At 43.4% G+C, this 16,176-nt stretch carries 17 protein-coding genes; 4 read left to right on the plus strand and 13 right to left on the minus strand.

Going from position 1 to position 16,176, the window contains the following annotated elements; all coding sequences use genetic code 11:
* Positions 1-74 precede the first annotated feature (74 nt).
* Positions 75-1,427: an MATE family efflux transporter gene (locus KTR06_RS15210; protein ID WP_008643882.1), complete on the minus strand. Its 1,353-nt coding sequence runs from the start codon at positions 1,425-1,427 to the stop codon at positions 75-77.
* A gap of 91 nt (positions 1,428-1,518) precedes the next feature.
* Here KTR06_RS15210 and KTR06_RS15215 point away from each other — a divergent pair, with 91 nt between their 5' ends.
* Positions 1,519-2,904: a GDSL-type esterase/lipase family protein gene (locus KTR06_RS15215; RefSeq protein WP_217290525.1), complete on the plus strand. Its 1,386-nt coding sequence runs from the start codon at positions 1,519-1,521 to the stop codon at positions 2,902-2,904.
* Positions 2,905-3,096: 192 nt separating this feature from the next.
* Positions 3,097-4,968, plus strand: coding sequence for a PAS domain-containing sensor histidine kinase (locus KTR06_RS15220; RefSeq protein WP_217290526.1), 1,872 nt, complete (start codon positions 3,097-3,099; stop codon positions 4,966-4,968).
* 264 nt (positions 4,969-5,232) lie between these two features.
* Here the strand turns inward: KTR06_RS15220 and KTR06_RS15225 are convergent, their stop codons facing one another.
* Both KTR06_RS15225 and KTR06_RS15230 read right to left on the minus strand, forming a co-directional pair.
* Positions 5,233-5,526 (minus strand): helix-turn-helix domain-containing protein, encoded by a 294-nt coding sequence (locus KTR06_RS15225; protein ID WP_004326375.1) that lies wholly within the window; start codon positions 5,524-5,526, stop codon positions 5,233-5,235.
* Positions 5,523-5,804 carry a helix-turn-helix domain-containing protein gene (locus KTR06_RS15230; RefSeq protein ID WP_004326371.1) on the minus strand — a complete coding sequence of 94 codons (282 nt, stop codon included), beginning with the start codon at positions 5,802-5,804 and terminating at the stop codon, positions 5,523-5,525. Before KTR06_RS15230 ends, KTR06_RS15225 begins: the two co-directional genes overlap by 4 nt.
* Before the next feature lie 318 nt (positions 5,805-6,122).
* Here KTR06_RS15230 and KTR06_RS15235 point away from each other — a divergent pair, with 318 nt between their 5' ends.
* On the plus strand, positions 6,123-6,428 hold the full coding sequence (locus KTR06_RS15235; protein ID WP_004326370.1) for a helix-turn-helix domain-containing protein: 306 nt from the start codon (positions 6,123-6,125) through the stop codon (positions 6,426-6,428).
* A 54-nt stretch (positions 6,429-6,482) separates the two neighbouring features.
* Here the strand turns inward: KTR06_RS15235 and KTR06_RS15240 are convergent, their stop codons facing one another.
* The 10 genes from KTR06_RS15240 to KTR06_RS15285 form a co-directional block, all read right to left on the minus strand.
* Positions 6,483-7,265: a PRTRC system ThiF family protein gene (locus KTR06_RS15240; RefSeq protein ID WP_004326369.1), complete on the minus strand. Its 783-nt coding sequence runs from the start codon at positions 7,263-7,265 to the stop codon at positions 6,483-6,485.
* A complete protein-coding gene (locus tag KTR06_RS15245) occupies positions 7,262-7,963 on the minus strand; it encodes a prokaryotic E2 ligase family D protein (protein ID WP_004326368.1) in 702 nt (233 codons plus the stop codon). Before KTR06_RS15245 ends, KTR06_RS15240 begins: the two co-directional genes overlap by 4 nt.
* A 5-nt stretch (positions 7,964-7,968) precedes the next feature.
* A complete protein-coding gene (locus KTR06_RS15250) occupies positions 7,969-9,078 on the minus strand; it encodes a hypothetical protein (protein ID WP_004326367.1) in 1,110 nt (369 codons plus the stop codon).
* A 36-nt stretch (positions 9,079-9,114) separates the two neighbouring features.
* Positions 9,115-9,336 (minus strand): PRTRC system protein C, encoded by a 222-nt coding sequence (locus KTR06_RS15255; RefSeq protein WP_004326366.1) that lies wholly within the window; start codon positions 9,334-9,336, stop codon positions 9,115-9,117.
* 44 nt (positions 9,337-9,380) lie between these two features.
* Positions 9,381-10,442, minus strand: a complete 1,062-nt coding sequence (locus KTR06_RS15260; RefSeq protein WP_004326365.1) for a PRTRC system protein E — start codon at positions 10,440-10,442, stop codon at positions 9,381-9,383.
* 18 nt (positions 10,443-10,460) lie between these two features.
* A complete protein-coding gene (locus tag KTR06_RS15265) occupies positions 10,461-10,670 on the minus strand; it encodes a hypothetical protein (protein ID WP_004326364.1) in 210 nt (69 codons plus the stop codon).
* Between the two features lie 22 nt (positions 10,671-10,692).
* On the minus strand, positions 10,693-10,908 hold the full coding sequence (locus tag KTR06_RS15270) for a hypothetical protein (protein WP_004326363.1): 216 nt from the start codon (positions 10,906-10,908) through the stop codon (positions 10,693-10,695).
* Positions 10,909-11,199: 291 nt separating this feature from the next.
* On the minus strand, positions 11,200-12,969 hold the full coding sequence (locus KTR06_RS15275; protein WP_004326356.1) for a DNA topoisomerase: 1,770 nt from the start codon (positions 12,967-12,969) through the stop codon (positions 11,200-11,202).
* Positions 12,970-13,045: 76 nt separating this feature from the next.
* Positions 13,046-13,306, minus strand: coding sequence for a DUF4099 domain-containing protein (locus tag KTR06_RS15280; protein WP_004326355.1), 261 nt, complete (start codon positions 13,304-13,306; stop codon positions 13,046-13,048).
* 53 nt (positions 13,307-13,359) lie between these two features.
* Positions 13,360-15,177: a DUF3945 domain-containing protein gene (locus KTR06_RS15285; RefSeq protein ID WP_004326354.1), complete on the minus strand. Its 1,818-nt coding sequence runs from the start codon at positions 15,175-15,177 to the stop codon at positions 13,360-13,362.
* A gap of 631 nt (positions 15,178-15,808) precedes the next feature.
* On the opposite strand from KTR06_RS15285, the gene KTR06_RS15290 reads away from it, so the two are divergent.
* Positions 15,809-16,135 carry a helix-turn-helix transcriptional regulator gene (locus KTR06_RS15290; RefSeq protein ID WP_004326352.1) on the plus strand — a complete coding sequence of 109 codons (327 nt, stop codon included), beginning with the start codon at positions 15,809-15,811 and terminating at the stop codon, positions 16,133-16,135.
* The last annotated feature ends 41 nt before the right edge of the window (positions 16,136-16,176 follow it).

Genomic DNA, 16,176 nt, shown 5'->3' on the forward strand with positions numbered 1-16,176 from the left:
TTGGCAAGCGTGTACTTTTTAAGTTAAAATAACTCGGAAGAGCCCCTTTGTTTGTTAATAAAGGGAAATGATAATTATCCTTTTATCGTTGAAGGAATACTCAAACACTTCTTTTTAATAATAATGAACCAACTCAAAAGAATTAACCCTTTGGCAACCGTGGTGATGCAGACTGCCCACCAGATTCCTTCCACTCCCATACCCATCCGTACAAACAGGATGGCAAGCGGAATACGCATATAGTTGCAACTGATGCTGATAATGGCAGGAGGGATGGTGCGTCCGATGCCGTAGAATACTCCCTGCATGGTGATTTCGAGCATCATAAAAAGCTGCGAATATCCGTCGATACGGAGGAATACACCTCCGGCTTCGTAGGCTGCTTGTTCGGGGACGAATATGGCAAAAACTTCATTCCCGAAGAAAACGAATAGTAATGTGCAGAATGTACCGAAGATTCCCGTCATCCATAAAGTCGTATACCAGGCTCTAAGTACCCGTTCCACTCGTCCGGCGGCGTAGTTTTGGGCGATGAAGGCACTTAGAGCGGTGGAGAATCCCTGTGAGGTATTCCAGGTGATTGCTTCAATTTGCCCTCCGGTGGTGAAAGTCATCAGTCCGATGTGTCCTCCCTGTTCCGAGGCGGTGCGGCAAAGGAACATATTGACGAAAGCAAATAGCGTATTCAAAGTAGCTACGGGCAATCCCAGTTTAAAGATTCTCCGTGTATATTTTTTCTTTAGCCGCGTGAAGAAAGGGAAACCGCCAAGCAGGGCATCCCGGCAACGCAACTGATAGACGAAAATCAGGAAAACACTTGCTTCCGCAATCCAGGTAGCGTATGCCGCACCATTGGTTCCCAGCCCGAAACCGAATATAAAGAGCGGGTCCAGGATGATGTTCAGTATCAATCCTGTGCCGCTGATAAAGAACGGGACTTTACTGCGCCCTGCCGCATTATAAATTCCGGTGAAGGCGGCGGAGAGGAAGACAAAAGGTAATCCGGTAGAGACAATCCGCAGGTATTGGATGGCATTGGCCGTAATATGATCCTCGAGTTCATAGATGCGTATGATAGGTTCTGCAAATATAAAAAGGAGTGTGCCCCAACAGATGGAAATAATCAAAGCAATCGTGATGTTATGAGACGCGAAACTGCGGGCATCTTCCTGGCTTTGCGCACCGATGGATTGTCCGACACTCACTTCAGATCCCACCTTATTTAATAAGGAGATAGAACCGGACATCCAGGTCAGGATTCCGACAGAACCGATGGCGGCTACGGCTTCACTTCCCAGTCGTCCTACCCACGCCATATCTGTGAGGCTATATGCCATTTGGATAAACGACGTTGCCATGATCGGCATTGCCAGATTAAACAGTTGACGATTGATAGGGCCTTGTGTCAGATTCTTTATTCCTTGCATATAATTTTTCTAATCAAAATGGGGTGCAAAGATACGCAAAATTACTATCTTCGCGCATCTAATTATTCATTAATCAAAGTACATAGATACTATGAAACAGAAATTTTCTACTATTTTTATCTTGCTGCTTCTCTTTTTTGCTGGTTCACGAGTGGTGGCGCAAAATGCTCCGAAACCTTTTGATATTGAACAACCTTCACTTCGCGTATTCCTTCCTGCGCCGGAACTGGCAACGGGGCGTGCTGTGGTTGCGTGTCCGGGAGGTGGATATTCGCATTTGGCATTCGAACACGAAGGGTGTGATTGGGCTCCCTACTTTAATAAACAAGGTATTGCATTGATTGTGCTAAAATATCGGATGCCGAACGGTGATCGTACATTACCCATTTCGGATGCTGAAGCAGCAATGAAATTGGTACGTGACAGTGCCGATGTCTGGAATTTGAACCCGAATGACATTGGTATCATGGGCTCTTCTGCCGGTGGACATCTGGCTTCTACCATTGCCACTCATGCTAAGCCCGAACTTCGTCCGAACTTTCAGATTCTTTTCTATCCTGTGATTACGATGGATAAATCTTATACCCATAGGGGCTCTCACGACAACCTTTTGGGAAAAGATGCTTCTGCTGAATTGGAACTTGAATATTCTAATGAAAAGCAAGTGACGAAAGATACACCACGTGCTTTTATCGTATATAGTGATGATGATAAAGTCGTTCCGCCTGCTAACGGAGTTAATTATTATTTGGCGCTGAACAAGAACAATGTTCCTTCAGTGCTTCATATTTATCCTTCCGGTGGACATGGATGGGGAATTCGCGAGGGTTTCCTCTATAAGAATGAAATGTTGGACGAACTGACGTCTTGGCTCCGTAGTTTCAAAGTACCTCATAAAGATGCTATCCGTGTAGCTTGCATTGGAAATAGTATTACGCATGGAGCACGTATCAAGAATCGTGATCGTGACAGTTATCCGGCTGTGTTGAGTCGTATGTTGGGAGAGGCTTATTGGGTAAAGAATTTCGGAGTCAGTGCCCGCACTCTGCTGAACAAGGGCGATCATCCTTATATGAATGAAAAGGCTTATCAGGATGCGCTGGCTTTCAATCCTAATATCGTTGTTATCAAGTTGGGTACGAATGACAGTAAATCATTCAACTGGAAATATAAGGCCGACTTCACGAAAGATCTGCAAACAATGGTCGATGCTTTCAAAGCGTTGCCAGCTCAACCGAAGATTTATCTTTGTTATCCTTCTAAAGCCTATCAGACCGGTGATAATATCAACGATGATATCATCTCTAAACAAATCATTCCGATGATAAAGAAGGTTGCCAAGAAAAATAACTTGTCTGTCATCGATCTTCACGCAGCAATGGACGGAATGCCCCAATTGTTTCCGGATAAGATCCATCCGAATGAAGAAGGGGCTAAAGTGATGGCAAAAGCTGTTTATCAGTCCTTGAAAAAGTAAAATAAGGAACTTGACGATTGTAAAATTTCCGGTTGAAATAATCTCTTTTAGAGAAAGTTTTAACCGGAAATTTTTTAGTTTAATCACAAATAATCTTCTTATAATATGCTAAAAAAGTGTCTTTCTGAAAGTTAGATTTGTTACCAATCTGTATTTTTGCGCCCGAAAAATAATAAAATGATAAATAGCGTTATGAATAGACTACAAGATTTTACCTTTTTCTCGCAGTTGATGGCTAACGCTAATATGGGATGGTGGAAAGCCAATTTATCAACTGCGAATTATGAATGTTCTGACTTTATAGTAGAGTTATTAGGTCTGGATCAGACCGGAGTTATCAGTTTTGACGATTTCAATAAACGTATTCAGAAAGAGGAGCAACATTCTGCAACTTTTCATTCCTTTGGTGTGTATCAATGGCCGGAGGTGGTGTATTTGCTTGATACGGTGAAAGGATCTGTTTGGGTACGTAGCAAGGTATGCTTTCAAGAAACGGATGAAGACGGAAACGAAGTCATCTATGGTATATCCGAAGTGCAAGATGGTCCTGATATGGCATCTGCTTACCAAGCTTTGCAATACAGTGAGCGTCTCTTATCTAACATTTTCAAGTATTTGCCTATTGGTATCGAATTATACGATATGGATGGGGTATTGGTGGATCTGAACGATAAGGAATTAGAAATGTTTCATATAGAGAAGAAAGAAGATGTATTGGGTATCAATATTTTTGATAATCCTATTTTTCCGAAAGAAATGAAAGAACGGCTGAAGAAAAATGAAGACGCCGACTTTACTTTCCGTTATGACTTCTCGAAGGTCGGATCGTATTATCAGAATACCCAAAAACAGGGTACGATTGATCTGATGACTAAAGTGACTACATTATATAATAGTGAGCATCAGCCAATAAACTATCTATTGATTAATGCGGATAAGACAGAAACAACGGTAGCCTATAATAAGATTCAGGAGTTTGAGGAGTTTTTTGAATTGGTCGGTGATTATGCCAAGGTCGGTTATGCTCATTTCAATATTTTGAGTGGACACGGCTATGCCCAAAAAAGCTGGTACAGAAATGTGGGTGAAGCGGATGAAACTCCGTTGTCCGACATCTTTGGCACATACCGGCATTTCCACCCTGATGACCGTGCCTTGTTGATTCGGTTTTTGGACGACGCACGAAAGGGACTTACTACCAAACTTAGCAAAGAGATGCGTGTTCTTAGGGAGGATGGCACATACACATGGACGCATGTCAATCTGTTAGTAAAGAAATATGCCCCGCAGGACCGGATTATCGAAATTATCAGCATCAATTATGATATCACAGAACTGAAAAGGACAGAAGAAATGCTTGTCAAGGCACGTGATAAAGCTGAAGCGTCCGATCGGTTAAAGTCTGCTTTCCTGGCTAATATGAGTCATGAAATCCGTACTCCTTTAAATGCTATTGTCGGCTTTTCAAGCCTGTTGACTAGTACGGAAAATGCAGCGGAAAAGGAACTATATAATTCTCTGATTGGACATAACAACAAACTATTATTAAATCTGATTAATGATGTAATTGATCTTTCTAAAATAGAATCCGGTTATCTGGAATTGCGTCCGGACTGGGTTAACCTTACCGAGCTTCTTGACGAGAGTGTAGCGGAGTATGCTCATCAAGTACCATCCGGCGTTGAACTTCTGACCAACTATCCGGCACATGATTCTCTGGTAGAACTGGACAAATTGCGTATCAAACAGATCTTGAGTAATTTCCTTTCGAATGCCTTAAAGAACACTACCACCGGACATGTGGAAGTCTTCTATGAGGTAGACCACCAATCTGTCAGAATCGGTGTTAAAGATACCGGTCGGGGCATCCCGCAGAATATGCTTGAAAAGATATTCGAAAGGTTTGAGAAATTGGATTCCTTTGCTCAAGGGGCCGGTCTGGGCTTACCTATCTGCAAACTGATCGTCGAGAAGATGAACGGGCGGATATTAGTCGATTCCCAACTGGGGATAGGTACTACTTTTATAATCGAATTACCGTGTCGCTCTATGCTTGTAGAATAAGTATATGTGAAGAATATTAAAATAAAAATCCCTTGATAACGACTGATTATCAAGGGATTAATTTTATGTTTCGTGATCCGCCTGGGGGCGGAACCTTATATTTTTTATCGCTAATAATCAGTTACTTATCTTGCTGTTTATCATTTAGTCCACCTATTTCACCTCGATTGAACTTCTTTGTTCTGCACTGATATACAACTCTTTGTCAGTACTGCAAAGATACGGATTTTTGCTTTGAAAATCAACGAAAATTCCAAGAAATGTTTAACGGAATGCTTCCTGTCTGTTTTTCTTAAGAAGTTCTTCTATATCAGATTCCCGATATAAAATTTTACCTCCAATCTGATAATAGGATAAGATTCCATTATTTCTATATTCTTGTAAAGTGCGTCTTGATACTTTAAGGTAATTTGCCAATTCTGCATCATTCATATATCTATGCCCATTAAGTGTTGGGTTGTTGTTCTTCAGAATATCTTCGAGTCTTGTTAGTGTATCTTTTAACCTATTGTATATCTGAATAACTTGCTCATTATCTTGGGTAATTACTTTGCTCATAATTTTCTGTTGTGTTTTTCAATGAACTTCTGAATATCTTCTTTTTTATAATAAATCTTTTTTCCAATTTGAGAATAAGAGATTTGGTCTGTATCTCTAAGATTCTGTAATGTTCTGGGAGAAATTTTGAGGATCAGGCAAACTTCTTGGTTATCCAACCATTCCCCTATTGTTTTCTGTGAAGAAGCTGTAATCAATTTATCAATGGTATCAAGGAAGTTTTCAATTTCCTTTAATGTCTTTTCATATGTAGCTGTTTCAATTCCAATGATTTCCATATCCAAAAAAGTTGAGTTTGTACAAATGTATTTTGAATATTTATATGATACAAAATGTTGTCATTAGGTGTCGTCAGGTAGCATCAGATGTCATTGTTGGTGGCTGTGTTAACCGGTTTCCAATTCTTTATTATATAGTTTACACTTTTAGTTTACACTAAATATTAAGTAAAGAATTTTATGCACCTGATTATCAACGGTTAGCAAACTTATTAATCTTTATCTCAGATTTAGGCATACTATTTTCACTACTATAAGTATATACTCTTGAGTGCGCACGAAAAGAGTATCGATTTATTCACTTATAATATTGGAATTATGTCATATATAGATAATGAGATACTCGAAAGACTGATAGGAACCATGGTAGAGGGATTTGCCCGCATTGAAAAGAAACTGGATCAGATGAACCGTCTGAAAGAATGTATGAATGGGGATAAACTGCTTGATAATGTGGATCTGGCAGAACTCCTTGGTGTGTCACAAAGAACTCTGGCACGTTACAGGCAAGAGGGCAAGATTAAATATTACTCGGTTGAAAAGAACGGGAAATCATTCTATCTCGCCTCAGAGATACAGAGTTTCCTGCTCCAGCGAGGTAAGAACGTAGTAAATAATAAGTAGCAAATAGAATAAGTGACCGTATTCTGATGGAAAGATGATACGGTCACTTATGCATTATACTGGGATTGCGGTCACTTTCAATGTCTCCAGATTGACATAGGCACCGCGATACAGTGTCTTTCCTTCCTTGAACATTCTCCATAATATGTCACATCCGATATGTGCCAGTGTGGAGTTAATGAACAAATCCTGTTTTTCCAGGGCTTCCGCCAGAGAACAGCTTGGTCCCGATTCTTTTTCCTTGATTTTTGCATAGTCCACTTCCTCGGTGATGACATTCATTTTAGGCATGGGAATATATTCCTGTGAAGAAGGTTGGAGAACTTTCTCACGTACCGTCCCGATGATGACCTGTCCTTTTGTCTGGCTGTTCCCGAAATCCATCCAGTATATGGGAGCCGAATGGTCACTGAAGTTTTCTTTGCGGACTTTCTTCAGGAACTTCCAAAGCGTAAGACGTGAGCGTATATTGTCCGTACAGGTAATGATGATATTTGCTGTGCTGTCTTCAGAAAAATTCCTGGTAGGAAAACATTGCGGTTCGGCAGTCCATGCGTATCCGAAGAAACGGTTGATGCGTGTGACTAGTGATACGGCTTTGTTCAGTCCCAGTTCTGTTTCACTGAAAAGCTGGCGTCCTATATTGGCCTGGCTTACTGTGTCGGGATCGAATACGGTGACATGTAGTCCGGGATGGCCCAATGCCTGAAGTGCCATGCTCATGCGTGCCAGATTGGTTATCACTTGTGAGCCGGTACCTCCTGCTCCGATGACGAATACCGTTACCGGATGACGCGGATTGAGCAGGTAGCGGTCGGTAAAATGTATCTTTTTCATGGAAGTATGTCTTTAAGTTTTTTATTCATGGGCTTGAGTTCGTTCATGTCGAACGGATTGTTTCTTATGTTCTCGGTAACGATGACAAGATTTGAAACGGTAGGATTCACATTTCCTCCCAGATGGGAGAATTCAGTCAGCCAGAACCGTTTTTCCCAGTATTCCAGCAGGGAAAGGAAAGTCGGGTTTTGTGGCTTTTCCAAAGAACTGCTGCCAAGGCAGACACTTGATCCGGTCACGTTGAAGAACGGGGCACGGAACAGCGGAGTCGTCTCCACCGGACGTTTTCCCTTGAAGGCGAATACGTCCATGCTTCCGTTTTTTACATGGTAGACAATTCCCGGCAGATTGAACATGCCGTCCTGTATATTGAGATCCTTGTGAAAGAACATCTGTCTTTTTCCGGGCGGATTGTACCAGATATATTCTTCCTGTCCTTTTCTTGGATTGCAGGCCAGCATGTTTTCGGGGACTCTGCCTGCCGGTATCCCGCTCATTTCCTCCGTATAGGATTCCAGCAGGGTATTCATGAATTCGTATGTGACGGGGATACCTGCCCCCATCTGTCCGCTTTTCCCGATGGGACGCAATTCTATGAAGTACCTGGTGTCAGAATTTCTTCTGTCTTCATATTTGTAGGCTATGATAGCAGCTTTCGGCACCATCATTTTCTGTATGTTCTGGGTCAGTTCATTCATGATGTTTATAAATTATAGGTAACATGTTCTACAAATTTCTCAAACCATTTTGAGAACCGTTCCGGATAATTCTCTGGTCTGAACAGTTTTTCAGTTTCCGGTGTGATGAAGGTAAATGATACGGGAGTCTGGTTATATGTTTCCTGACAGTCAGTACTGAAACAGCTTTCCATGTCTTTGGTAACCGTATCCGTAATGGAATAGGTAAGTAGAATCTGATATTCGAGCGGTGGCGGTTCGAAATCCCTTTCCTTTTCGCTTGCATAGTCATAATCATAATTCAAGATATGAGGACTGTCTTTTGCAATCAGGAACATCCCTTCAGTAATCAGTTCCAAAAGTCTTTTTTCCTTATTGCTGGAAGGATTACAGTTGCGGATATGTTCTTCCAGATTCCTGCAGAAAGCCTTGGAGTGCATCCGGCACAGTTTCCTGTGGATTCTCCCTTTCTCATATGACCTGAAAAGCTTTTCCTTTCTGTACAAATCCTTTTTCTCTTCCTCATCGAGCTGTTCAAAGTCCACATAATCGATACAGACTTCCGACATCTCAAAATAAGGGGTATCGGTTATATCCATCATCCTGTGATACTTGATGAACCTTCTGATGAACTCCAGTGTGATCCTTTTGATTTCACCTTTCAGTTTTTCTGTAAAATCTATCGGTATCAGGAACAGGGTGTAATCAGGCCATTCATGGAAATGATAGATACAGAACTGGAGCCTGTCACCGACAAGTTCCAGATTTACATGATGAGATACTATGGAATCCAGCGCATTATATAGCAGGCATATTTTTTCTCTTATGGAAGTCCTGCCTGTAGGATGGTATGGCAGCTCCACATCCAGGAGCTGCGCATACTTCATGGCTGAACGGTACAGGAAATCAAGATTCTCTTTGGTGGTGACATTTACCGTTACATCCCTGTCATTCTCCACATACAGATCGGGGGCGATGGAAGGTATTCTTGTGTTCAGAAAACCATGAGGCTTTCTGCGGGAGGGAGTTTTCTTTTCTTTCTGCTCCTGATGCCCCGGCTTATGTCCGTATTTTCGAGTTCCGATATGATAAGTCTGGCTAAATTTTCCAAAGCCCGTTCCGTAAGTTGTGTACATGGTTTCTTATTTTTACGTTGTCCTTTTTTCATGTCCTTACCCTTTCACTCCGATGGTTGTCTTGAATTCATATACCGCCCGGTCGTCCTCGATTTCAGGCCCATGTACGGTCGCGGTGGTCAGTTCCGGATAGTTCATTGAATAGAAATCCATTACTTCAGCCGGAGACATGTTTACGTTCGGATCATCCAGTACGATTTCCTGACTGTTCTTCTTCATCTTGAATACTCTTTTCATTCCTTTAATTTCCAGTGCCATATTGTTTATTGTTTATTGGTTTTACAAATCATTTATTTTTATAATCAGCAGTATACCATTTCTACCTGTGCCTCGTCCTTCATACGGTACTCAGCCGGAAAATCCGGATATTCCGCATACGGGTCCTCTCTTAGAAGTTCCCTGTCATTCTCGTCTTCCGGATCGAAGCAGAATGTATCATGGGCTGCCGGTGCAGTTTGGTATTCCCGTCCGTTTCCGTTCTGTACCTGTGCTGTTCTGTTCGGTATATGGTCGTTTGTCGGCTGCCGTACCTGTTGTTGTGGATAAGGAGCCGTCTCAGGCTGGTAAGCCGGCTGCTGCGGATAGGGCTGCATTGTAGCTCCTTGTGGCATACCTGTTCCTTGCATTACGGGGCGGTTTGGAGCAGGTTGGATATATGCTCCGTTCATTCCATATACCGGTTGAGGCATTCCCTGTGGAATCTGTTGTGGAGCAGATTGCATGACAGGTTCAGGATTCATAGTATGGGTCTGCTGTTCTGGGAATATGCTTGTTTGCATACCGGGCTGTGACTGACCGTTCATATTGCCTTGTGGTTGGGGAATTACCGGCTCCGGTTCCTCTGCCATACCGAACAGACTTCCTTCGCTGGCCTGTTTCTGTACTTCCTGCATCTTTTCGTCAATCTCCTTCTGTTTTTCTGAAGGAGCCAGCACTCGTGCCTGTTTCAGCCATGTCATTGCTTCGGAGAACCTTTTTGCGGCAGTTGCATCATCAGCCTTCTTGAGGAGCTTTTCCATCTTTTCACGTTTTTCCCTGGCTTCCTTTGATTCAGCCGGTACTGTTGGAGTTTTGGATGATTTGGCCTGTGATGTAGCCTTTTCTGCCTGTTTCTCGAAATTTTCCGCATTGACAAGCAGTCCCTGTACCTTCTGTATCGGTTGGAGTATGGTCTGCAGGAAGCCCATATCCAGTTCTGCCGGTGTTCCGTTCACGACCAATGGCACCATGTTTTGCCGTGTATCCTCTTTCAGGCTGTTCCGCCTTGGCATGACTGCCACACTCAGGCTGTTATCCACTTTACGGATATTGATATTCAGATCCGTACCTGCTGTAATCATCTGATAAATTGATTGAAAAAACATAATTGAAAAATTTTATGGTTATACATAAGTTTCCTTGAAGAATTCTTTCAGAATATTCTCTCTGTCCGGATTGCTGGAAATATCACGTAGCGATTCCAGATAGTAGCCGATGTTTTTAGGTTCATCAACTGTATTGGGCAGACGTCTTTTGACCGGTCTGATATGTTCGCCTTGTGGCCATGCAGTCGGCATGACAGGAGCTTGTGAAGTTATAGCAACTGTTTCCATATATGTATATTTATATTTTGGGTTATGCGACAAATAATCCTACAATGAACAGAAGAATAAGAATCTTGAAAATAATGACCAGTATCCTGAACAGGAAACCGAAGAATCCTCCTGCAAGCAACAGCAGCGTAATCATCCCGGTGGGGACAATCCCTTTGCTTGTCAGCAGACATATTCCGGTAATCAGGAATATCGCTGTTGCATGTCTGCCAATCTTTCTGATAATCTGTAGTTTCATAATCCTTAATTTTATGAATGAATAATCCCATCGGGATGTGTTTTCCCGATTTTATAGGCCTCCGGCCTCTTGGATTGCCTTTTTGCGCAAGGCCTGGCAGGAAAAAATACCGGAGCGTAGCGAGGATGATTTTTTCCTGTCCAGCCAAGCCCTTCAGGGCAGCCTTGCGGCAAAAGGCAGGCAATCCAAGACCTTTGCCGCTTAAAAGCGGAAAAACAGAATCTTTTCTGTACGGATACAAAAAATGCAGACCTTCCGGCCTGCATTCTCTTGGTTGATTAGGTATAGATGTTATTCTTCTTTTGTGGAATAGGTGTTGAAAATGTCATCAGTCATTTCCTTGGCGAGAGTCCTGATCCTGTTCAGGAAGTCCTGTCCGGTTATCATTCCGCTTTCAAGTCCGGCCAGCTGTTTTTCCCAGTCTGCGGTGAGTGAAGTGTCCGCAATTTTCTTTCCACGGATGGTTTCGTAGGTGAACATGCCTTTCGGGGTCGGAACGATATATTTCCCTGAATAACGGATATACTTACGGTTAACCAGTGTACGGATGATATTGGTACGTGAGGATACCGTACCCAGTCCGTTCTGTTCCATGTATTCCACCAGTTCTGCATCCGTGAACGGATTTACCGGCAGCTGTTTCTTGTGTACCATGTTGCATCCGCATACATTCAGGGTATCACCTTTCTCCATTTTTGGGAGTTCTTTGACGGAATACCCCGATGTCGGGATCATGTCGGAACACATGAACACATCATGCCAGCCGGCTTCAATGATTCTTGTTTGTTCGACCTTGAAATGCTGTGCGGCACAGACCGCTTCAACATTTGTCGTTTCTATGCGGCATGGAGCCATGAATGCTTCGAGCATCCTTCCGGCTACAAGTCTGTAAACCTGCATTTCCTTTTCGGACATATTTCCGGGACGGATACCTGTAATGATGATGGCATGATGTACATTGGCTTTTTCTGCACTTATTACGTGGCGGGACAAACTGGATATGTCAATACCTCCAGTTCCTTTAGCGGCAGGGAACAGCTCCCATGATAGCAGACGTGCCATGATTGGTGAAAGCGAGTCAAACACATCCTCCGTCAGATAACGGCTGGAAGTCCTTGGGTAGGAAATCAGTTTCTTTTCATAAAGGGACTGTGCGATGTCATACACCTCTGATGCGGTATAACCATAGCGGATGTTCGCTTCCTTCTGAAGTTGTGTCAGGTCAAGCAGATCCGGTGGAAGTATTTCCTTAACGCTGTGACTGATACCTGTGATCTGTGCCTGATGTGCCAGTTTGCAGTCCTGGAAAAACATTGTTGCGGATTCTTTGTCGGGAAGATCCTGTGTGCGGCGCATCTTGAAGAGGATGCCGTCCTTTTGCAGGCTGATGTAGATGGGCCAGCTGTCCGATGAAATATGGTTTTCCCTTTCACGGTAGCGTCTGCTGATGGCAGCCAGTACCGGTGTCTGCACCCGTCCAAGGGAATTGTTGCCGAGGCCCGTCGCCTTGCACATGGCATAGCTGGCGTTGATTCCGAGAATCCAGTCCGCCTTGTTGCGGCTGTCGGCAGCAAGGAACAGGCTGTTGTAGCAACTGTCCGGCTTCAGGTTTTCCATGCCTTTACGCACAGACTCGTCGGTAAGAGATGAAATCCACAGACGGAAACAGGGCTGTGTACAGTTCAGGTATTGATATACATAGCGGAATGTCATTTCCCCGTCACGGCTGGCATCGGTAGCCGCAATGATGGTGTCACATGCCTGAAACACTCTCTCGATTACTTTAAGCTGGAGCACGGCATCAATGTCCGGTATCCATCCGTTCTCGGTGCGTGTATGACGTACCATCAGCTCAAATTCGGACGGGATGAAAGGAAAGTCATTCCGTTCCAGCTTCTGGGTTCCGTAGTCCTTCGGCATGGCCAGTGACAGCATGTTCCCGAAAGTCCACGTAACCATGTAGCCGTTTCCTTCCACATATCCGTTTCTTACTCTGGTTGCACCGATGATTCTTCCGATTTCTTTTCCTACACTTGGTTTGTCTGTTAATATGGCAATCATGATAAATTCTGTTTTTTATATCTTTCCATACGGTAAGTCCGTATGGAAAGAGAGATGATACATTATGGATTCTTATTTATTCACCTGAAGGGTTGATACCGTTTATGCTGATGACCGGATTTCCATTCTCGTCTTCAATCAGACTGAGTGTGGCATCCATTGTAAGTGAAAATACAGGAGTCTTGATTTTAATGGACATGACATTGGTTTCCTCTCCCTGAAGGAGCAGGTCCATGTTTCCGTCCTTTTCAATTTGCGATCTGCTGATACCTACCGATTCCAGTTTCTCCCAGTCGATTTGTTCAGCCTTGTAGATATGATGATTGGTCTTGTTCATGTTCTTTCCTTTTTTAGTAATTGATGATTTGAATGATTTGAATCCCGTTCAGGTCAGACAGCCTGTTTTGCTCCCTTCTTCTGTTCCTGCTGCTGGGTATTGTCAGTCTGTGAAGCACGCTGTGAGGTATTGCGGCGCACATCCGGATTTTCCTGGAAATATTGCAGCTGTCCGGTGTTTGCGTTTACTTTCAGATAGGAATCAAACGGTTTGCCGTTGGGACCTTTCATACCCGTTACAAGGATGGCCTTTCCGTCCTGAAGATTTGCTCTTTCCTGTGCCGAAAGCAGGTGTCCGTAAACCTCAGCCGGGATGGTAGGTGCCTGTCGTTCGTTGAAACCGTCCGGAGTTCTGGAATACTGTGGTCTTCCACTTGCCAGGTCCAGCTTGACGAATGACGAGAATTCCTCACCTTTACGGTTGATCATGTTCTCAAGATAGATGGGCTGCCCTTTGCGTAACGCTTCCTTATCTTCCGGTGTGAGCTGTACCGAACAGATTTCCTTCGGTATGTAGATTTCTCCCGTTTCCGGATTGTGGCGTGTATATTGGAGCCCGCCTGTTACCTTATCCATGGTAACGAAGGAGGAAAACAGTTCGCCGTTCTTTCGCTTCATATCCTCTACAAGGATGGTATGTCCTTCATTCAACGCTTTGAGCTGCATGGGGGAAAGCGGTACCCCGCCGAGCGTCTGCTGATTGAAGGCCTGGTCTTTCGGGAAGATAAATTCGATGCCTCTTCTTTCTGCACTGTATTGCAGATTGGCATTAAACTCTTTACCCTGATTGGATTTCATTCCCTCTACGAATATCTGTTCTCCGTTTTTCAGTTTCTGAATTTCGTCCGGAGTCAGGGTTACCCCTTTGATTTCATTCGGGATATAGACATGCTCCTGTCGGACGGCTACCAGTTCGTTGGTATTCTTGTCGATGGAAATCAAACACGGCTCAGTTGTGTTACCACGCAGGTTAAGGTCAGCCACGCGTCCCATGTTTCCACTTTCACGCAGGTTCTTCTTGTCCTCTTCCGTGAAGATATGTCCGAAATAAGGACGGTCCAGTTCCGGTTCCTTTCTGATACCGTGGATGCCCAGCATGACCTGCCCGCCGTTGGATATGAATGAAAGGCGTGCGTCCAGCTTGGCAGTCAGTACCCCAGGAATGTTGAGTGTCAGCGGCATTGTCCTGTTGGTCTTGTATCCTTTCAGCATGCCGTCAAGCTGTCCGGACTGCTCCAGCATTTCCTTGGATATGCCGAACTTACCCAGTTCCTCCCAGTTAATCATATTCTCGTTGTAGCGGTACGTGGGTGTCTGCTGGCGTTGCGGTTCCTGCTGTTCGCGCCCCTGTGCGGCAGCTTCCACCTGTGATACCTGTTCAGGCTGAGCCTGCGTTGTCTGTTCCTGCTTCTTTGCCATTGTTGTTTCCTCCTCTTTTGTTTGACTGTTTTTCTGATTGTTTGCCTTCGGTACGATTTCATAGCGTTTCAGAAACTCCTTTACCGCGTCTGTATTCTTACCTTCGGCCAAATCCTTGAGAGCCTGTTTGTTCTGCTTGTAATCATTGAAGGTCATACGGATAAGCCTGAAATGCGTAGGCTCCTTCAGCTGGCTCCAAAAATTCTTGATAAAGTTTTCGAGAATACTCGAATTCTTGTCGAATTTCAGGAATGAGTTCTCATTCTTCTCCTCCGGTGTAACCGTCTGATAATTACCTTTCTCGTCTGCCTTGCTGACCACTCCCAAACCCTCCTTGGGGTCGTTCTTGTTATGTACCAGCAAAAGCTCGTCAATTTGTTCCACATAAGGCTTTTCCGGTTTCTTTGTCCGGCCTTGCCTTTTTTCCTTGTCAGGACTGTTTTCTTGTGCCATAATCTTTTGTTTTGAGTGATTACTTGATTTGTTTCACAGTCCAAATGTAAAGTGATAAATTGAATAAATGATTGATTTATAAATAGATGTCATTAGATGTCATCAGATGTCATCAGATGTCATACCTGAGATAGGAAAGAATGTAGAAACAGTAGAAAAAAGAATGAAAAGAAGTAGGAAGAGTTGGAATAAAAGCATAGCAAAGCCACCGGACTATGCAGATCGGAGGGAGTTGAAATCCCTGTCTTATTTCGGGATTTGATAAGCAGACTATGTTTTGTTATTTGGGAAGATGCATTTTCACAGTATTTATGAGGCCATATATGGAATATAAGGATAGCCGCCTTTGATTTACGGCTATGCGTCACGTCGGTCGCAGTTAATCCCTGTAATCTTTTCTTTAATTCTAATCCGTTTGCCGCCGCATTCTTTTTCAGGTGAATTTTCATGGCGTAAGCCATAAGGAAAATTCTCCTGAAAAAAGGAATAAATGCGGCTGGCAAATCAGGATTGGGATTTATATTTGATGGAAGGGATAACAAGTGTTTAAAAGATTAAAATATGATAATTCATTTGATTTATTGAAATATATTCGTACTTTTGCGAACAACAAACAGAAAGAGGGATAGAAATGATAAAAAAGAAGTATACAGAGGAGCAGGAGAAGTTAGCCCGTTTTGCAAAAGCGATGGGACATCCGGCACGTATAGCCATACTCCAGTTCCTGGCATCTCAGGAATGTTGCTTTTTCGGTGATATTCATGAGGAACTTCCCATTGCAAAGGCTACGGTATCTCAGCATCTGAAGGAGTTGAAAGAAGCCGGACTTATCCAAGGGGAGACAGAAACACCGAAAGTAAAATACTGTATCAACAAGGAAAACTGGGAAACAGCAAAAAAGATGTTTGCAGATTTTCTTGGCCAACCTATATGCAAGAAAGAGGGCTGCTGTAAGTAAGCTCTTTTTTTTGACAAGAAAGTTCGTAGTTTTGCGAATAA

Source organism: Bacteroides sp. MSK.20.12 (assembly GCF_019052435.1).
Lineage (GTDB): Bacteria > Bacteroidota > Bacteroidia > Bacteroidales > Bacteroidaceae > Bacteroides > Bacteroides xylanisolvens.